The sequence below is a fragment of the Kushneria pakistanensis genome, from assembly GCF_014652795.1.
Taxonomy (GTDB): Bacteria; Pseudomonadota; Gammaproteobacteria; order Pseudomonadales; family Halomonadaceae; genus Kushneria; species Kushneria pakistanensis.
The window spans coordinates 24,587-42,490 of the sequence record NZ_BMZM01000003.1 but is presented as its reverse complement, the minus strand read 5'-3'; the positions used below and the strand labels follow the sequence as shown (position 1 = coordinate 42,490).

The 17,904-nt window shown below is 55.8% G+C and carries 30 protein-coding genes; all 30 read right to left on the bottom strand.

Features of this window, described 5'->3' with window-relative positions; all coding sequences use genetic code 11:
• Positions 1-10: 10 nt before the first annotated feature.
• On the bottom strand, positions 11-1,009 hold the full coding sequence (locus IE123_RS10665) for a DNA-directed RNA polymerase subunit alpha (RefSeq protein ID WP_189518045.1): 999 nt from the start codon (positions 1,007-1,009) through the stop codon (positions 11-13).
• A gap of 49 nt (positions 1,010-1,058) precedes the next feature.
• Entirely contained in the window at positions 1,059-1,679 is a 621-nt protein-coding gene (rpsD, locus tag IE123_RS10660) for a 30S ribosomal protein S4 (RefSeq protein ID WP_189518043.1), read from the bottom strand.
• 12 nt (positions 1,680-1,691) lie between these two features.
• The gene (rpsK, locus tag IE123_RS10655) at positions 1,692-2,078 is read right to left on the bottom strand and encodes a 30S ribosomal protein S11 (protein ID WP_009723883.1); all 387 of its coding nucleotides are present in this window, start codon (positions 2,076-2,078) and stop codon (positions 1,692-1,694) included.
• Between the two features lie 37 nt (positions 2,079-2,115).
• Positions 2,116-2,472 carry a 30S ribosomal protein S13 gene (gene rpsM / locus IE123_RS10650; RefSeq protein ID WP_189518037.1) on the bottom strand — a complete coding sequence of 119 codons (357 nt, stop codon included), beginning with the start codon at positions 2,470-2,472 and terminating at the stop codon, positions 2,116-2,118.
• Between the two features lie 241 nt (positions 2,473-2,713).
• A complete protein-coding gene (secY, locus tag IE123_RS10645) occupies positions 2,714-4,048 on the bottom strand; it encodes a preprotein translocase subunit SecY (RefSeq protein WP_189518035.1) in 1,335 nt (444 codons plus the stop codon).
• Complete coding sequence (rplO, locus tag IE123_RS10640; protein WP_189519069.1) at positions 4,049-4,483, bottom strand: 50S ribosomal protein L15; 435 nt, start codon at positions 4,481-4,483, stop codon at positions 4,049-4,051.
• Between the two features lie 5 nt (positions 4,484-4,488).
• The gene (gene rpmD, locus IE123_RS10635; protein WP_189518032.1) at positions 4,489-4,674 is read right to left on the bottom strand and encodes a 50S ribosomal protein L30; all 186 of its coding nucleotides are present in this window, start codon (positions 4,672-4,674) and stop codon (positions 4,489-4,491) included.
• A 5-nt stretch (positions 4,675-4,679) separates the two neighbouring features.
• A complete protein-coding gene (gene rpsE, locus IE123_RS10630) occupies positions 4,680-5,183 on the bottom strand; it encodes a 30S ribosomal protein S5 (protein WP_189518030.1) in 504 nt (167 codons plus the stop codon).
• A gap of 11 nt (positions 5,184-5,194) precedes the next feature.
• A complete protein-coding gene (gene rplR / locus IE123_RS10625) occupies positions 5,195-5,545 on the bottom strand; it encodes a 50S ribosomal protein L18 (RefSeq protein ID WP_189518028.1) in 351 nt (116 codons plus the stop codon).
• 9 nt (positions 5,546-5,554) lie between these two features.
• A complete protein-coding gene (gene rplF / locus IE123_RS10620; protein WP_189518026.1) occupies positions 5,555-6,085 on the bottom strand; it encodes a 50S ribosomal protein L6 in 531 nt (176 codons plus the stop codon).
• A gap of 9 nt (positions 6,086-6,094) precedes the next feature.
• A complete protein-coding gene (gene rpsH / locus IE123_RS10615; RefSeq protein WP_189518024.1) occupies positions 6,095-6,487 on the bottom strand; it encodes a 30S ribosomal protein S8 in 393 nt (130 codons plus the stop codon).
• A 20-nt stretch (positions 6,488-6,507) separates the two neighbouring features.
• On the bottom strand, positions 6,508-6,813 hold the full coding sequence (rpsN, locus tag IE123_RS10610) for a 30S ribosomal protein S14 (RefSeq protein ID WP_189518021.1): 306 nt from the start codon (positions 6,811-6,813) through the stop codon (positions 6,508-6,510).
• Positions 6,814-6,823: 10 nt separating this feature from the next.
• The gene (gene rplE / locus IE123_RS10605; protein ID WP_189518019.1) at positions 6,824-7,363 is read right to left on the bottom strand and encodes a 50S ribosomal protein L5; all 540 of its coding nucleotides are present in this window, start codon (positions 7,361-7,363) and stop codon (positions 6,824-6,826) included.
• Between the two features lie 18 nt (positions 7,364-7,381).
• Positions 7,382-7,699 carry a 50S ribosomal protein L24 gene (gene rplX / locus IE123_RS10600; protein ID WP_189518017.1) on the bottom strand — a complete coding sequence of 106 codons (318 nt, stop codon included), beginning with the start codon at positions 7,697-7,699 and terminating at the stop codon, positions 7,382-7,384.
• A gap of 16 nt (positions 7,700-7,715) precedes the next feature.
• A complete protein-coding gene (gene rplN / locus IE123_RS10595) occupies positions 7,716-8,087 on the bottom strand; it encodes a 50S ribosomal protein L14 (protein WP_086620786.1) in 372 nt (123 codons plus the stop codon).
• Positions 8,088-8,133: 46 nt separating this feature from the next.
• Complete coding sequence (rpsQ, locus tag IE123_RS10590) at positions 8,134-8,400, bottom strand: 30S ribosomal protein S17 (protein WP_189518015.1); 267 nt, start codon at positions 8,398-8,400, stop codon at positions 8,134-8,136.
• Between the two features lies 1 nt (position 8,401).
• Positions 8,402-8,590 (bottom strand): 50S ribosomal protein L29, encoded by a 189-nt coding sequence (gene rpmC, locus IE123_RS10585; RefSeq protein ID WP_086620788.1) that lies wholly within the window; start codon positions 8,588-8,590, stop codon positions 8,402-8,404.
• Complete coding sequence (gene rplP, locus IE123_RS10580; RefSeq protein ID WP_108842858.1) at positions 8,590-9,003, bottom strand: 50S ribosomal protein L16; 414 nt, start codon at positions 9,001-9,003, stop codon at positions 8,590-8,592. The genes rpmC and rplP overlap by 1 nt, the downstream gene beginning before the upstream one ends.
• Positions 9,004-9,014: 11 nt before the next feature.
• Positions 9,015-9,716, bottom strand: a complete 702-nt coding sequence (gene rpsC, locus IE123_RS10575; RefSeq protein ID WP_189518013.1) for a 30S ribosomal protein S3 — start codon at positions 9,714-9,716, stop codon at positions 9,015-9,017.
• 11 nt (positions 9,717-9,727) lie between these two features.
• Positions 9,728-10,063, bottom strand: a complete 336-nt coding sequence (gene rplV, locus IE123_RS10570; protein WP_086620791.1) for a 50S ribosomal protein L22 — start codon at positions 10,061-10,063, stop codon at positions 9,728-9,730.
• A gap of 14 nt (positions 10,064-10,077) precedes the next feature.
• Positions 10,078-10,353 carry a 30S ribosomal protein S19 gene (rpsS, locus tag IE123_RS10565; RefSeq protein WP_008959165.1) on the bottom strand — a complete coding sequence of 92 codons (276 nt, stop codon included), beginning with the start codon at positions 10,351-10,353 and terminating at the stop codon, positions 10,078-10,080.
• A gap of 44 nt (positions 10,354-10,397) precedes the next feature.
• Entirely contained in the window at positions 10,398-11,225 is an 828-nt protein-coding gene (rplB, locus tag IE123_RS10560; RefSeq protein ID WP_189518011.1) for a 50S ribosomal protein L2, read from the bottom strand.
• Between the two features lie 16 nt (positions 11,226-11,241).
• A complete protein-coding gene (gene rplW / locus IE123_RS10555) occupies positions 11,242-11,538 on the bottom strand; it encodes a 50S ribosomal protein L23 (RefSeq protein ID WP_086620792.1) in 297 nt (98 codons plus the stop codon).
• Complete coding sequence (rplD, locus tag IE123_RS10550) at positions 11,535-12,143, bottom strand: 50S ribosomal protein L4 (protein WP_189518009.1); 609 nt, start codon at positions 12,141-12,143, stop codon at positions 11,535-11,537. Before rplD ends, rplW begins: the two co-directional genes overlap by 4 nt.
• A 13-nt stretch (positions 12,144-12,156) precedes the next feature.
• Positions 12,157-12,795 carry a 50S ribosomal protein L3 gene (rplC, locus tag IE123_RS10545; RefSeq protein WP_189518007.1) on the bottom strand — a complete coding sequence of 213 codons (639 nt, stop codon included), beginning with the start codon at positions 12,793-12,795 and terminating at the stop codon, positions 12,157-12,159.
• Positions 12,796-12,938: 143 nt separating this feature from the next.
• Complete coding sequence (gene rpsJ, locus IE123_RS10540) at positions 12,939-13,250, bottom strand: 30S ribosomal protein S10 (RefSeq protein WP_019951460.1); 312 nt, start codon at positions 13,248-13,250, stop codon at positions 12,939-12,941.
• A 171-nt stretch (positions 13,251-13,421) separates the two neighbouring features.
• The gene (tuf, locus tag IE123_RS10535; RefSeq protein WP_189518005.1) at positions 13,422-14,615 is read right to left on the bottom strand and encodes an elongation factor Tu; all 1,194 of its coding nucleotides are present in this window, start codon (positions 14,613-14,615) and stop codon (positions 13,422-13,424) included.
• Between the two features lie 31 nt (positions 14,616-14,646).
• Positions 14,647-16,764: an elongation factor G gene (fusA, locus tag IE123_RS10530; RefSeq protein ID WP_189518003.1), complete on the bottom strand. Its 2,118-nt coding sequence runs from the start codon at positions 16,762-16,764 to the stop codon at positions 14,647-14,649.
• A gap of 48 nt (positions 16,765-16,812) precedes the next feature.
• Entirely contained in the window at positions 16,813-17,283 is a 471-nt protein-coding gene (rpsG, locus tag IE123_RS10525) for a 30S ribosomal protein S7 (protein WP_086620797.1), read from the bottom strand.
• A 109-nt stretch (positions 17,284-17,392) separates the two neighbouring features.
• The gene (gene rpsL, locus IE123_RS10520) at positions 17,393-17,767 is read right to left on the bottom strand and encodes a 30S ribosomal protein S12 (RefSeq protein ID WP_189518001.1); all 375 of its coding nucleotides are present in this window, start codon (positions 17,765-17,767) and stop codon (positions 17,393-17,395) included.
• Positions 17,768-17,904: the final 137 nt, after the last annotated feature.

Here is a 17,904-nt window from a genome sequence, read left to right as displayed (position 1 = left end):
AGTCACCCGTTCAGGCAGAGGCCTTGTCGTCTTTCAGACTCGCCGGCGGCCAGTTATCAAGCCGCATGCCGAGTGAAAGATTACGAGCCTCGAGAACGTCCTTGATTTCATTCAACGACTTCTTGCCGAGATTGGGTGTTTTAAGAAGCTCTACTTCGGTGCGCTGAATCAGGTCACCGATATAGTAGATATTCTCGGCCTTGAGGCAGTTGGCACTTCGGACAGTCAATTCGAGATCGTCAACAGGACGCAGCAGAATCGGATCAATCTGATCTTCCTCTTCTTCTACTTCCTGCTCTTTCTCGGCTTCAAGATCAACAAAGGCAGCCAGCTGCTCCTGCAGAATGGTTGCAGAGCGGCGAATGGCTTCTTCGGGATCCAGAGTGCCATCGGTTTCCAGATCAATGACCAGCTTGTCAAGGTCGGTACGCTGTTCTACACGTGCCGCTTCAACTGCATAGGAAACACGGCGAACTGGTGTATACGTGGCATCGAGCTGAAGCCGTCCGATCGCACGTGATTCATCATCACGCTCGGCACGGACGTCTGCAGGCTCATAACCACGACCACGCATGACGCGCAGCTGCATCTTCAGTTCACAGCCCTCATTGAGATGGGCAATGACATGATCCGGATTGACAATCTCGATGTCATGATCGACGGCAATATCGCCGGCAGTCATGACGCCCGGGCCCTGCTTGTTCAGCGTTAATACAACGTCATCGCGGCCATGCATCTTGATGGACACGCCCTTCAGATTCAGGAGGATCTCGATGACATCTTCCTGAACACCTTCGATTGCGCTGTACTCATGCAGAACGCCTTCGATTTCTGCTTCTGTAATCGCACACCCAGGCATGGATGACAGCAGAATACGACGCAGGGCGTTCCCGAGAGTATGACCAAAGCCGCGCTCGAAAGGCTCGAGCACGATCTTTGCATGATTCGCGCTGACTTCCTCGACCTTGATATCACGAGGTCTTAGAAACTCTGTCACTGAACGCTGCATATGAACACCTATCAGGCTGCCAAACGGTTAATCCAAACAAGCTCAATGCTTACTTGGAGTACAGCTCGACAATCAGGTTTTCGTTGATGTCGGCAGACAGGTCGCCGCGCTCAGGCAGAGCCTTGAAAGTGCCTTCCATCTTCTTCGAGTCAACGTCGACCCAGGCTACATCACCGCGGTTCCCAGCAAGTTCGAGTGACTGCTGAATACGCGATTGATTTTTTGCCTTTTCGCGAACGCTGACTACATCACCGGGGCGTACCTTATAGGACGCTACGTTGACGGTACGACCGTTCACGGCGATGGCCTTGTGGCTGACAAGCTGGCGAGATTCGCTGCGAGTCGAGCCAAAGCCCATGCGATAAACGACGTTGTCGAGGCGAGTCTCAAGGAGCTGAAGCAGAACTTCACCAGTGGCTCCCTTCTGACGCGCGGCTTCCTTGTAATAATTGCGGAACTGCTTTTCCAGTACGCCGTAATAACGACGAACCTTCTGCTTTTCACGCAGCTGCGAGCCGTATTCGGAAAGACGCTGACGGCGCTGACCGTGTTGACCCGGGGGAGTCTCGGACTTGCACTTTTTCTCGAACGCCGTAACACCACTCTTCAAGAAGAGATCGGTGCCTTCGCGACGAGAGAGCTTGCACTTCGGACCAGTATAACGTGCCATGAGTGTGTCTCCTTAAACGCGACGCTTTTTCGGCGGGCGGCACCCGTTATGCGGGATGGGTGTCGCGTCGGTAATGCTCTGCACGCGAAAACCGGCGGCATTCAATGCACGCACGGCGGACTCACGGCCGGGCCCCGGGCCCTTGACCAGTACGTCGACGTTTTTCACACCATACTCGGCTGCAGCAGTTGCTGCACGTTCACTTGCCACTTGGGCAGCGAACGGGGTGCTCTTGCGAGAACCACGAAAACCCGAACCACCGGCAGTGGCCCATGAAAGAGCGTTGCCCTGGCGGTCTGTGATCGTCACGATCGTATTGTTAAAAGAGGCATGGATGTGGGCAACCGCATCCACGACCTGCTTTTTAACCTTTTTACGGTTACTGCGCGGGTTAGCCATGTTTGATGTTCCTGAATTCTAAACGCCGGACATGCGTTTATTTGCGAATCGGTTTACGCGGTCCCTTGCGGGTACGCGCATTCGTCTTCGTGCGCTGCCCGCGCATCGGAAGACTGCGACGATGGCGCAGACCACGGTAGCAACCCAGATCCATGAGACGCTTGATATTCAGCGTAATCTCACGGCGAAGGTCACCTTCCACGGCGTATTGGCCAACTGCAGTACGCACCTCATCGAGCTTCTCGGCGGAGATATCTCCAACCTTGACGTCGGGTGCAATACCCACCTGCGCACAGATCTGCTGAGCACGGGTGCGACCAATACCGTAGATGTAGGTCAGCGAGATCGCCGCATGCTTGTTGTCCGGGATATTGACGCCTGCAATACGGGCCATCAGCTTTCTCCGAATTTGAGCGGCTTGCTCGGTTAATCGTCTGTAAAAGGCGCAATAGCATATCGCCCCTGGCAACTTATGGCAAGAGGCAATGTATTACGTCCTGTCTCTTTGGCGGGGGAACGAAGGCTCCCTGCCCACACCGCTATAGCAGTAGTCCTGTATGACGGTATGATCAGACCCTAGGGTCTAAAAGGTAAATGTCAGGCTGCCATCGGCAGCCTGACATTACCGGGGCACATCAGCGCATTACGCCGCCGCTGCCATACCCCTTGAGGTTTGACTTCTTCATCACGGACTCATACTGACTGGACATCAGATGAGACTGGACCTGCGCCATGAAATCCATGACGACCACTACCACGATCAGCAACGAAGTGCCCCCGAAGTAGAACGGTACCTGCCATGCCACCATAAGGAACTGCGGCATAAGCGAAACCAGCGTAATGTAGAGTGCGCCAAACAACGTAAGACGCGTCATGACCTTATCAATATAACGCGACGTCTGCTCACCAGGACGAATGCCTGGCAGAAATGCCCCTGATTTCTTCAGATTGTCAGCTACATCCTTCGGGTTGAACACCAGAGCGGTATAGAAGAAACAGAAGAAAACGACTGCAGTGGCAAACAGCAGAATATACAACGGCTGACCAGGACCCAGTGCCTGAGAAATGGTCGACAGCCAACCCATGCCTTCACCCTGACCAAACCACTGCCCCAGCGAAGCCGGGAAAAGCAGAATGCTTGAGGCAAAGATCGGTGGGATAACACCGGCCATGTTGACCTTCATCGGCAGATAACTGCTCTGGCCGGCATACATCTTGTTGCCAACCTGTCGGCGTGGATAGTTCACCGTAATACGGCGCTGCCCACGCTCGATGAAGACCACAAAGGCTACCGTTGCAATACCCAGCACACCCAGCGCCAGCAGCGGCAATACGTTCCAGGCACCATCATTGCGTGCCAGCTCGAACGATTGCCCCAGCGCACCGGGCAAACCGGCAACAATACCTGCAAAGATAATCAGCGAGATGCCATTGCCGATTCCCTTTTCGGTAATCTGCTCACCCAGCCACATCAGGAATACGGCACCAGCCACAAAAGTGGTGACTGCCGTAAAGTAGAAGCTGAAATCGGCGCTATAGGCCACCCCGTTACTGACAAGCCCTACTGACATGCCGATCGCCTGGATCAGCGCCAGTAACACCGTGCCGTAGCGAGTGTACTGGCTGATCTTTCGACGGCCGGCCTCGCCTTCCTTCTTCAGCTGTTCTAGCTGCGGCGAAACCACGGTCAGAAGCTGCATGATTATCGATGCGGATATATAGGGCATGATACCCAGTGCAAAGATACTCATACGTTCCAGAGCGCCACCCGAAAACATGTTGAACATGCTCAGGATGGTGCCCTGGTTTTCTCTGAACAAGGCAGCGAGCTGGTCAGGATTGATACCGGGGACTGGAATGTGGGCACCAATACGGTAAACCACGATTGCGATAAAAACGAACCTAAGGCGAGCCCAGAGCTCGCCCAGACCGCTTTGCATGTTAGCCGGTACTTTTCCTGACTTGGCCATTTAGTCCTCTACCTTGCCACCGGCGGCTTCAATCGCAGCCCGTGCACCCTTGGTAACTTTCAGACCACGTACGGTAACAGCGCGATCAATGTTGCCGGACAGCACAACCTTTGCAAAACGCGTTGCATTTTTCAGTACGTTGGCCTTTTTCAGACTGGCCAGATCAGCGATGTCACCTTCGACACGGGCCAGCTCATTGAGGCGAACCTCTTCACTGACCAGTGACTTGGCAGACGTAAAGCCGAACTTGGGCAGACGACGCTGAAGCGGCATCTGACCACCTTCAAAACCCGGCTTGATGGAACCGCCGCTGCGTGAAGTCTGACCCTTGTGGCCGCGACCAGCAGTCTTGCCCAGGCCGGAACCGATACCGCGTCCAACACGCTTCTCGGCATGCTTGGAACCCGGCGCCGGGCTCAGGCTATTCAGTTTCATGGTCATTACTGAGCTCCTTCAATGCGAACGAGGTAGTTGACCTTGTTGATCATGCCACGAACGGCCGGAGTGTCTTCAAGCTCAACCGTATGGTTGATACGACGAAGACCCAGACCGCGCATGGTGGCCTTGTGCTTTTCAAGTACGCCGATCGTGCTGCGTACCTGAGTAACCTTGATTGTGGCTGACATGGCGCTTACCCCGTAATCGCTTCAACGGACAGGCCACGCTTTGCCGCAACGTCCTCGGGAGAACGCATGGAAGCGAGGCCCTTGACAGTTGCGCGCACGACGTTGACCGGATTGGTCGAGCCATAGCACTTGGCCAGAACATCATGGACACCTGCCAGCTCCAGCACCGAACGCATCGCACCACCTGCGATGATACCGGTACCTTCAGAAGCAGGCTGCATGAAGATCTTGGAAGCGCCATGGTTGGCACGCACCGGATACTGCAGCGTGTTACCGCGCAGCTCGACCTTGATCATGTTGCGATGCGCCTGGTCCATCGCCTTTTGAATCGCAACAGGCACTTCACGTGCCTTGCCACGACCAAAGCCGATACGGCCATTGCCATCACCTACGACGGTCAGAGCAGTGAAACCGAAAATACGGCCACCCTTGACCACTTTGGCAACACGGTTGATCTGAACAAGCTTTTCCTGCAGATCGCCGTTGCCTCTCTGTTCGTTATTCGCCATCGTAGAACCCTTTAGAATTGCAGGCCGCCTTCGCGCGCGGCATCAGCGAGGGCCTTGACCCGACCATGGTACCTGAACCCGGAACGGTCAAAGGCAACTTGAGTAATTCCCGCTTCCTTTGCACGCTCGGCCAACAGTGTACCAACGCGAGCAGCAGCATCAGTATTGCCGGTCGCATCTTCACGCAGCGACTTGTCGAGCGTGGAAGCGCTGACCAGTACCTGGCCGCCGTCTGCGGAAATAATCTGAGCGTACATGTGACGCGGTGTACGGTTGACACTCAGACGACTGATACCAAGTTCGCGGATCTTGGCGCGCGTGCGGCGGGCACGACGGAGACGAGCTTCTTTCTTCGCGTTCATAACCCTGCCTTATTTCTTCTTGGCTTCTTTACGAAGGATGCGTTCATCGCTGTAACGAACACCCTTGCCCTTATAGGGCTCCGGCGGACGGAACGCGCGAATCTCGGCAGCCACCTGACCAAGACGCTGCTTGTCAGCGCTCTTGAGAACGATTGTGGTGTTCTTGGGCGTTTCAACAACCACGCCTTCAGGCACCTTGTAATCGATCGGGTGAGAGAAACCAAGTGTCAGGTTAAGTGTCTGCCCGTTGGCCTGAGCACGATAACCCACGCCGGTAATTTCCAGCGAACGGGTAAAGCCTTCAGTAACACCAACGACCATGTTATTGACCAGCGCGCGGGTTGTCCCGGCCATGGCCCAATTCTTTGCTGAAGCGCTGGGTTCGAACGTCAGCTGATCATCCTGCCGACCTACCACAACATCATTGTGGACGTTCATTTCCAGCTGCCCCTGACCGCCCCGGACGGTCAGCCTGCCTTCCTCGAGCGTGACTTCCACACCGCTGGGCAGCTTAACCGGGTATTTTGCAATCCTGGACATCTTAGACTCCTAGAATACGGTGCAGATGACTTCACCGCCGACGCCTGCCTGGCGCGCCGCACGATCGGTCATGACACCTCTGGAAGTGGATACGATGGCCACTCCCAGACCGTCTGCTACGCGCGGCAGTTCGTTCTTGCCCTTGTAGCTACGAAGGGAGGGCTTCGACACACGCTGAATGTGCTCGATGACCGGCTTGCCTTCGAAGTACTTGAGGGTGATCGTCAGCTCAACCTTGACGTCGCCTTCAACGGAGAAGTCGGCAATGTAACCTTCTTCTTTCAAAACACGCGCGACTTCGACCTTGATTTTGGAAGACGGCATGGTAACCGTCTCCTTGGTCGCCATCTGCGCATTACGGATACGGGTCAGCATATCCGCGAGTGTATCCTGCATGCTCATTGATAACGCTCCTGATGCGATTACCAGCTGGACTTGGTCAGACCGGGCACATCGCCACGCATGGCCGCTTCGCGCAGCTTGTTGCGCGCAAGTCCAAACTTGTTGTAATAGCCGTGCGGACGGCCGGTTACGCGGCAGCGATTACGCTTGCGTACCGGGCTCGAATCACGCGGCAGTTTCTGCAGCTGCAGCTGCGCATCGAAGCGCTCTTCGTCCGAGCTGTTGACATTATTGATGAGCGCCTTGAGCTCGGCACGACGGGCTGCGTACTTGTCTACCAGCTCGGCGCGCTTGCGCTCGCGCTCAATCATGCTTTTCTTTGCCATGATTCCACCTTTATTTCCGGAAGGGGAAGTTCAGTGCACTCAAGAGTGCACGAGCTTCTTCGTCGGTGCCGGCAGACGTCGTGATGGTGATATCCAGCCCGCGAACACGGTCAACCTTGTCGTATTCGATCTCGGGGAAGATGATCTGTTCACGCACACCCATCGAGTAGTTACCACGGCCATCAAATGATTTCGCATTGAGGCCACGGAAATCACGAATACGCGGAATCGCGATGTTTACCAGCCGGTCAAGGAAATCCCACATGCGCTCACTGCGCAGGGTTACCTTGGTACCGATCGGCCAGCCTTCACGTACCTTGAAGCCCGCTACTGACTTGCGTGCCAGAGTTACGATCGGCTTCTGGCCGGAGAGCTTTTCCAGATCAGCCACGGCATTGTCGATCAGCTTTTTATCACTGGTCGCATCACCGACGCCCATATTCAGGGTCACCTTGGTGATCCGGGGCACCTGCATTACGTTGGCGTAGCCAAACTGCTCAGTGAGCTTGGCCATTACCTCGTCTTTGTACTGCTGTTTCAAGTTCGCCATGTTGCCACCCGAATCGCGTTAGGCGTCGATCTGCTTTTGCGTCGACCTGAAGATACGGCTCTTGGTACCGTCGTCATTCATCTGAAAGCCGACCCGATCCGCCCTGCCGGTCTCCGTATTGAAGATGGCAACGTTGGAACCGTGGATCGGAGCCTCACGCTCAACGATACCCCCTTGATTACCGGCCATCGGGTTGGGCTTGGTGTGACGCTTGATCATGTTCACACCTGAAACCACGTAGCGCCCGTCCTGCAGAACCCGCTTGACGGTGCCGCGCTTGCCCTTGTCCTTGCCGGCGATGACGACGACTTCATCATCACGTTTGATCTTGCGCATAATTCCGCCTCGCTCCTTACAGCACTTCGGGCGCCAGGGAGATAATCCGCATGAACTTCTCGGTACGAAGTTCGCGAGTTACCGGCCCGAAAATACGAGTGCCTACCGGCTGCTCGTTGGCGTTGTTCAATAAAACCGCCGCATTGCCATCGAAGCGGATAAGAGAACCATCCGGACGGCGAATTCCGCTGCGTGTGCGTACAACAACGGCCTTGAGCACCTGGCCCTTTTTGACACGGCCACGCGGAATCGCTTCCTTGACCGTTACCTTGATGATGTCGCCAACACGGGCATAACGGCGATGAGAGCCACCCAGGACCTTGATGCACTGGACCCTGCGCGCTCCGCTGTTGTCAGCGACATCCAGCATTGTTTGCGTTTGAATCATCGGTTTTCTCCAAACCTGAACTGATGCACGGGTTTAGGCAGTTGCCTTACCCTCTGGCCTGCTCGACGACTTCAACCAGAGTCCATGCCTTTTTCTTCGAAATCGGCCGACACTCTTCGATGGAAACCAGATCGCCGATATGGGCCTGATTGGTTTCGTCGTGCGCATGCAGTTTGGTGGAGCGCTTCATGTACTTCCCGTAGATCGGATGGCGCTCACGACGCTCGATCATGACCACGATCGATTTTTCCATCCGATCACTCACCACACGACCGGTGAGCCTGCGTGCTTTGTTTGCCTGTTCTTCGGCCATTTCAGTCCACCTTCTCGTTGAGCACAGTCTTCACGCGCGCGATGTCGCGGCGAACCTGTTTGAGCAGATGGTTCTGGCTCAACTGACCGGTAGCCTTCTGCATCCGCAGGTTGAATTGCTCGCGCAGCAGTTCGAACAGCTGCTCATTGAGCGCTTCGGTCGACTTGTCACGAAGTTCCTGAGCTTTCATTACATTACCGTCCGTTTCACAAAGGTAGTGGCAACGGGCATCTTCTGAGCCGCGAGAGTGAACGCTTCGCGAGCCATCTCTTCCGATACGCCTTCGATCTCGTAAAGAACCTTGCCGGGCTGAATCTGAGCGACCCAGTATTCAACAGAGCCCTTGCCCTTACCCATACGGACTTCGAGCGGCTTTTCGGAAATCGGCTTATCCGGGAACACACGGATCCAGATCTTGCCGCCACGTTTGACATGACGCGTGATAGCACGACGGCCGGCTTCAATCTGACGAGCAGTGATACGACCGCGGCCGGTCGCCTTGAGGCCGTACTCACCGAAGCTCACGCTGCTACCGCGATGCGCCAGACCGCGGTTGCGGCCCTTTTGCTGCTTGCGGAATTTGGTACGCTTGGGCTGTAACATCGACTATCCCCTTACTTGGAACCTTTCTTCTTGCCGGGAGCGCCAGTCTGCGAATTATTCTGCTTCGCACGGACTTCTTCGATCCCACCAAGAATTTCGCCCTTGAAGATCCACACCTTGACACCGATGACACCATAAGTGGTGTGCGCCTCGTAAACCGAGTAATCGATATCGGCACGCAGGGTGTGAAGGGGAACACGGCCTTCGCGATACCATTCCGTACGCGCGATTTCTGCACCACCAAGACGCCCGGAAAGCTGAATCCGAATACCCTTGGCGCCCAGACGCATGGCGTTTTGAACCGCCCGCTTCATGGCACGACGAAACATGACGCGACGCTCGAGCTGACCAGCGACGTTCTGCGCTACCAGCGCAGCGTCAAGCTCAGGCTTGCGAACTTCCTCAATATTGACGTGCACAGGCACGCCCATGAGGTTGGTCAGATCGCGACGCAGACGCTCGACATCTTCACCCTTCTTGCCAATCACGATACCCGGACGGGCAGTGTGAATGGTAATGCGGGCGTTATTTGCCGGACGCTCGATCTGGATCCTGCTAACAGAAGCGCTTTTCAGACGCTCGGACAGGAAACTGCGAACTTCGAGATCGTTATTAAGCTTGTCGGCATAAGCACCGCGCTCGGCGTACCACACAGAAGTGTGGTCCTTGACGATCCCGAGACGAATACCGACTGGATTGACTTTTTGACCCATCTGGTCGACTCCTACTTCTCGGCTACCTTGACGGTGATATGGCAGGTACGCTTCATGATGCGATCTGCACGGCCCTTGGCACGCGGCAGAATACGCTTGAGCGTCATGCCCTCATCGACACAGATGGTCGAGACGCGAAGCTCGTCGATGTCCATGCCGTTATTTTCTTCCGCGTTGGCGATAGCGGATTGCAGTACCTTTCTCACCAGCACAGCCGCCTTTTTGGGCGAGAATGCCAGGATATTCAGTGCTTCTGCGACCGGCTTGCCCCGCACCTGATCTGCCACCAAACGTGCCTTCTGGGCGGACAGGCGAGCGCCGCGCAATTTAGCAGCTACTTCTTCCATTATGGTCCTCTCCCTTACCGCTTGGCTTTCTTGTCAGCCGCGTGACCGCGATAGGTGCGGGTGGCAGCAAATTCGCCCAGCTTGTGGCCCACCATCTCTTCAGAGACATGAACCGGTACATGCTGGCGACCGTTATGGACAGCAATGGTGAGTCCTACCATATTGGGCAGGATCATCGAGCGACGCGACCAGGTCTTGATCGGTTTGCGGTCGCTCTTTTCCACAGCCGCCTCAACCTTCTTCAAAAGATGAAGGTCAATGAAGGGACCTTTCTTAAGTGAACGTGGCACAGCCGTTACCCCTTAAATACTGATGTTTGGCCTTGCGGCACCGTTTATCTGGCTTTGCGACGACGCACGATAAGCTTGTCGGTACGCTTGTTCTTGCGCGTCTTGTGACCCTTGGTCGGAATACCCCAGGGGGTTACCGGATGACGGCCACCACTGGTACGACCTTCACCACCACCATGCGGGTGATCAACCGGGTTCATCGCAACACCGCGAACAGTCGGACGCACGCCTCTCCAGCGCTTGGCGCCAGCCTTGCCGAGCTGCCCAAGGCTATGCTCGGAGTTGCCAACTTCGCCAAGCGTGGCACGACATTCAGCCAGGATGCGACGCATCTCACCGCTGCGCAGACGCACGGTGGCATAGTTGCCTTCACGTGCTACCAGTTGAGCACTGGTACCGGCGCTGCGTACAAGCTGTGCACCCTTGCCGGGCTTGAGCTCGATGCAGTGAATGGTCGAACCTACCGGAACATTGCGCAGCGGCAGAGCGTTACCCTGACGAATCGGTGCGTTGACACCTGATTCCAGGCGATCGCCTTCTGCAACACCCCGGGGGGCAATGATGTAACGGCGCTCACCGTCCACATACTTCAGCAGTGCAATGTGTGCGCTGCGATTCGGATCGTATTCAAGACGCTCAACAATGGCAGGAATGCCATCCTTGTTACGCTTGAAATCTACCAGACGATAGTGCTGGCGATTGCCACCACCCACGTGACGGGTAGTAATACGACCGTTATTGTTACGTCCGCCCGAACGAGACTGTGCTTCGGTCAGCGCCGCATGCGGACGCCCCTTGTACAGCCCTTCGGTAACGACCTTCACCTTGTGGCGACGGCCGGCGGACGTGGGTTTTGTCTTGACTACTGCCATGATCCGTTCTCCTGCCTCACTCGGCGCCGGTGAAGTCTTCGAGCGTTTCGCCCGCAGCCAGGGTGACGTAGGCCTTGCGATAACCACTACGGTGACCTTCGCCGCGTGCATTACGCTTGACCTTGCCCTTCATGTTCAGGACCTGGACGCTGTCGACCTTCTTTTCAAAAAGGGCTTCAACAGCCTTTTTGATTTCGGGCTTGGTGGCATCGCTGGCGACCTTGAAAACGTACTGATTACGCTCTGCAGCGTAGGCAGCCTTTTCAGTCATGTGCGGACCAAGCAGCACCTGGAATACGCGTTCCTGATTCATGCCAGCTTCTCCTCGAACTTGCGGAGGGCGGGTACGGTCATCAGCACCTTGTCGTAGGCGATCAGGCTGACAGGATCCGCGCTCGACGCTTCGATCACTTCCACATTGGGAATGTTGCGAGCGGCCAGATAAAGATTCTGATCCAGCTCATCAGTCACGATCAGCACCTTCTCCAGACCAAGCTCGGAGAGACGACCAACCAGTTGTCTGGTCTTGGGGCTGTCGACTGTGAAGGCATCAACAGCGACCAGACGTTCCTGACGCACGAGCTCCGAAAGAATGGAGCGCATGGCAGCGCGGTACATCTTGCGGTTGACCTTCTGGGAATGATCCTGCGGACGTGCCGCAAAGGTCACACCACCGGTACGCCAGATCGGCGAACGGATGGTACCGGCACGAGCACGGCCGGTGCCCTTCTGACGCCACGGCTTCTTGCCGCCACCGCTGACATCAGAACGGTTTTTCTGTGCGCGGGTACCCTGACGCGCGCCTGCCAGATAGGCAGTCACGACCTGGTGAACCAGCGCCTCGTTGAATTCCTTGCCAAAGGTCTCGTCGGAAATCTCGACGGCTCCGGCTCCTGCACCTGCAAGATTGAGATTCATCGTTACCTACCCCTCAGCGAGCTTTGACAGCGGTGCGCACGATCACATCGCTACCGGCAGCGCCAGGTACGGCACCCTTGACCAGCAGCAGATTGCGTTCAGTGTCAACACGGACGATTTCAAGGCTCTGAACGGTGACACGCTCGTTACCCATCTGGCCGGCCATCTTTTTGCCCTTGAAGACGCGACCCGGCGTCTGGCACTGGCCGATGGAACCCGGCGCGCGATGCGACAGGGAGTTACCGTGGGTGGCGTCCTGCGTGCGGAAGTTCCAGCGCTTTACTGCGCCCTGGAAGCCCTTGCCCTTGGACGTACCAGTGACGTCAATGAGCTGGCCTGCTTCGAAGAGGGATACGGTGAGCTCGCTTCCGGACTGCGGATCTTCCTCGCCTTCAGAAAGACGAAATTCCGCCAGGAAACGACCGGCCTCAACACCTGCCTTGGCGTACTGCCCGGCAATTGCCTTTGTGAGGTGCTTGGCCTTGCGCGAGCCTGCAGTAACCTGTACGGCACGATAGCCATCAGACTCAAGAGTCTTGATGCGCGTGACGCGGTTAGGCTCGACTTCAATAACGGTTACTGGTACGGACGCACCATCTTCGGTGAAGATACGGGTCATCCCGCTCTTCTTACCGACTAAACCGATAGACATGTTCAGTCTCCTTTAGTGTACGGGGCTATCACCCGCTATGGCTGCCCTTTCCAGAGCATTCCACTAGCACATTGTATGACGCCATCCCGGCGTGAGCGGCTGGGCAAATGCCCTAGAATGCCGCGTGAGTGACTAGTGTTGGATTAATCAACCTTGATCTGTACGTCTACGCCTGCTGCCAGATCAAGCTTCATCAGTGCATCAACCGTTTTCTCGGTCGGCTCAACGATGTCCAGCACACGCTTGTGGGTACGAATCTCATACTGATCACGCGCATCCTTGTTGACGTGCGGAGAGATCAGGATGGTATACCGTTCGCGTCTGGTAGGCAGCGGAATCGGACCGCGAACCTGCGCACCAGTGCGCTTGGCAGTATCCACAATTTCCTGTGCAGACTGATCGATAAGACGATGATCAAAGGCTTTCAAGCGAATGCGAATCTTCTGGTTCTGCATTACCCGGGACTCCAGGGAAATTCAAGACGATGTCTGACGCCGAGGGGCGCCTGACCGCCTACGCACGCCTCAAAAGGATGCGCATTATAGGCAGGCAGCCGCTCAGAGTCAAACATGCATATGACAAAGGGGCCTCCCGACGGAGGCCCCTTTAGATTTCGAGTAACAGGATTACTCGACGATCTTGGCAACAACACCGGCGCCAACGGTACGACCACCTTCGCGGATAGCGAAACGCAGGCCGTCTTCCATGGCGATCGGTGCGATCAGAGTAATAACCATCTGAACGTTGTCACCCGGCATAACCATTTCTACGCCTTCCGGCAGTTCACAGGTACCAGTTACGTCAGTGGTACGGAAGTAGAACTGCGGACGGTAGCCCTTGAAGAAAGGCGTATGACGACCACCTTCTTCCTTGGACAGGATGTAGACTTCGGACTCGAACTTGGTATGCGGCTTGATGGTGCCCGGCTTGGCCAGAACCTGACCACGCTCGACGTCATCACGCTTGGTGCCGCGAAGCAGCGCACCAACGTTTTCGCCGGCACGACCTTCGTCGAGCAGCTTACGGAACATCTCGACGCCAGTAACGGTCGTCTTGACGGTGTCCTTGAGACCGATGATCTCGACTTCTTCACCAGTCTTGACGATACCGCGCTCAACTCGACCGGTAACAACAGTACCACGGCCAGAAATCGAGAAGACGTCTTCGATCGGCATCAGGAACGGCTGATCGATGGCACGCTCGGGCTCGGGGATGTACTCATCCATGGCGCGAACGAGGTTGGCAACGGCAGTTGTACCCATGCCATTGTCATCCTTGCCTTCCAGTGCCATCAGGGCAGAACCGATGATGATCGGCGTGTCGTCACCCGGGAAGTCATATTCGGACAGAAGTTCACGAACTTCCATCTCGACCAGCTCGAGCAGTTCTTCGTCATCGACCATGTCAGCCTTGTTCAGGAAGACAACGATGAACGGAACGCCAACCTGGCGGGACAGCAGGATGTGCTCACGCGTCTGCGGCATGGGGCCGTCAGCGGCAGAACAGACCAGGATAGCGCCGTCCATCTGCGCTGCACCGGTGATCATGTTCTTGACGTAGTCAGCGTGCCCCGGGCAGTCAACGTGGGCGTAGTGACGCATTTCAGACTGATACTCAACGTGAGCTGTCGAGATCGTGATACCACGCTCACGCTCTTCAGGAGCGTTATCGATGGTATCAAATGCACGCCAGTCACCACCGAATACCTCGGCAGAAACACGAGTCAGAGCCGCAGTCAGCGTGGTCTTGCCATGGTCAACGTGACCGATGGTGCCAACGTTTACATGCGGTTTGGAACGTTCAAATTTTTCCTTGGCCACTGCTATAACCTCTTTGATCAGCTAACGGTTATCATTTCTGGTTGATGACGGCTTCGACGATGCTGGACGGTGCCTCATCGTACTTCGCAAACTCCATGGAGTAGCTTGCGCGGCCCTGGGTCTGAGAACGCAGATCGGTCGCATAACCGAACATCTCACCCAGCGGCACCATGGCACGAATAACCTTACCGGAAGTAGTGTCATCCATACCCTGAACAAGACCACGCCGACGGTTAAGGTCACCCATGACATCACCCATGAAATCTTCGGGTGTTACCACTTCAACACTCATCATCGGCTCGAGCAGTACTGCCCCGGCCTTGCGTGCGCCCTCCTTGATTGCCATCGAAGAGGCAACCTTGAAGGCATTCTCATTGGAGTCGACGTCGTGATAGGAACCGTCGTACAGTGCAACCTTGACGTTGATCATCGGATAACCAGCGATGACACCGTTCTGCAGCTGCTCAAAGGCACCCTTCTCGACGGCCGGCACATATTCCTTGGGTACTACACCACCCACGATCTCGGAAGTGAACTTGAACGTCATTTCCGGATCATCACCACGATCTGCGTCTGTCAGCGGCTCAATGCGCAGGTAGACGTGACCAAACTGGCCTCGACCACCGGACTGACGAACAAACTTGCCTTCCTGCTCGACGCTCTTCTTGATCGTCTCACGATAGGCGACCTGCGGCTTACCGATATTGGCTTCTACCTTGAACTCGCGACGCATGCGGTCAACGAGAATGTCCAAGTGAAGCTCACCCATACCGGAAATGATGGTCTGACCTGTTTCCTCGTCGGTCTTGACGCGGAAAGAGGGATCCTCCTGGGCCAGCTTGCCCAGAGCAATACCCATCTTTTCCTGGTCTGCCTTCGACTTGGGTTCAACGGCCACCGAAATAACCGGTTCCGGAAACTCCATGCGCTCCAGCACGATCTTCGAGTTCGGATCACAGAGCGTATCACCGGTCGTGACATCCTTGAGGCCTACACAGGCAGCAATATCACCTGCATAAACTTCCTTGATCTCCTGACGGCTGTTGGCGTGCATCTGAACGATACGGCCAACGCGCTCCTTCTTGTCCTTCACCGAGTTGTACATCTGGTCGCCGGAATTCAGCACGCCAGAATATACACGAATGAAGGTCAGTGTCCCGACAAAGGGGTCGGTTGCGATCTTGAATGCCAGCGCCGAGAACGGCGCACTGTCATCTGCCTCACGCGTCTCGATGGTGCCGGCAGCATCATCAAGCTCGCCTTCGATGGCCTTGACTTCAGTGGGCGACGGCAGATATTCGATCACGGCATCCAGCATGGCCTGAACGCCCTTGTTCTTGAACGCAGAGCCACAGGTGACCAGAACAATCTCGTTATCCAGCGTGCGACGACGCAGGCCGGCCTTGATTTCCTCGATGGAAAGCTCACCTTCTTCAAGGTACTTTTCCATCAATTCTTCAGAGGCTTCTGCTGCGGACTCGACCATATGCTCGTGCCATTGCTGAGCCGTTTCCTGCAGCTCATCCGGAATGTCGACCAGGTCATAAGTCATGCCCTTGTCGTCTTCATTCCAGAGAATGGCCTTCATTTGCAGAAGGTCGATAACGCCCTTGAATTCATCTTCTGCGCCCCAGTTGATCTGGATGGGCACAGCGTTGGCGCCCAGACGCTTGCGCATCTGCTCAACCACCATGAAGAAGTCTGCGCCGGCACGGTCCATCTTGTTGACGAATACCATGCGGGGAACTTCATAACGGTTGGCCTGACGCCATACGGTTTCAGTCTGCGGCTGAACACCGGAACTGCCACACAGCACAACGATCGCACCATCAAGCACACGCAGCGAACGTTCAACTTCGATGGTGAAGTCAACGTGCCCAGGCGTGTCGATGATATTGATGCGATGCTCATCGAACTGCTGATTCATGCCGCTCCAGAAGCAGGTAGTCGCAGCAGAGGTGATGGTAATACCACGCTCCTGCTCCTGCTCCATCCAGTCCATGACAGCGGCGCCCTCATGCACTTCACCGATCTTGTGAGAAAGACCCGTATAGAAGAGCACGCGTTCGGTCGTCGTTGTCTTGCCGGCATCAACGTGGGCGCAGATACCGATATTGCGGTAGCGCTTAAGAGGAGTCTTGCGTGCCACGATAGCGTATCCTGTAGTTGGAAGCGCCTTCGCATGAAGGCGCTTCTATTAGAAGCGGTAGTGAGAGAAGGCCTTGTTGGCTTCTGCCATACGATGGACGTCTTCACGCTTCTTGACAGCAGCACCCTTGCCTTCAGCCGCATCCAGCATTTCGCCGGCCAGCCTCTGCACCATGGTCTTCTCACCACGATTACGCGCTGCGTCTACCATCCAGCGCATGGCCAGCGCCTGACGACGGGAAGGACGCACTTCAACGGGCACCTGATAGGTAGCACCGCCAACACGACGTGATTTAACTTCGACCATGGGCTGGATGGCTTCCAGTGCCTTGTCGAAAATGTCCAGCGGCTCATCATTGGAGCGTTCGGCAACCCGATCCAGCGCACCATATACGATACGCTCGGCCACGGATTTCTTGCCGCTGATCATCAGGTGGTTCATGAACTTGGCCAGGCGCTCACTTCCGAACTTGGGATCCGGCAGGATATCGCGCTTCGCCGCAATACGTCTTCTAGGCATGATAAGCCCTCAGTCAGAAGAGTCTTTCAGGTAAACCCGGGACCAAACACCTCAGGGTGCGCTGCCCGGCCTTACTCTTATCAGACCGTGTAAATTGGATAAATACCGATCAGGATTTCGGCTTCTTGGTACCGTACTTCGAACGTGCCTGCTTACGGTTTTGAACACCTGAGGTGTCCAGCGCACCGCGCACGGTATGATAACGCACACCCGGAAGGTCCTTTACGCGACCGCCGCGAATCAGGACCACGGAGTGCTCCTGAAGGTTATGACCCTCACCACCGATGTACGAAGATACTTCGTAGCCGTTGGTCAGGCGAACACGACAGACCTTACGAAGCGCCGAGTTCGGCTTCTTGGGCGTTGTCGTATAAACGCGCGTGCAAACACCACGACGCTGCGGGCATGCCTGCAGCGCAGGCACGTCGCTTTTGGCCTGCGGGCGCTTGCGGGGCTTGCGCACCAGCTGATTAATCGTTGCCATAAAAGGCTCGCTCCAATGATGATGATACAAAACAGTAGAGACAGGACGCACCTATCCCTACTGTTAAAGGCTGCAAATTCTAAGGGTTCGCCTGCAAGGGCGTCAAGTCCTGCGCCGTATCCGACGCAGGAGCTGCT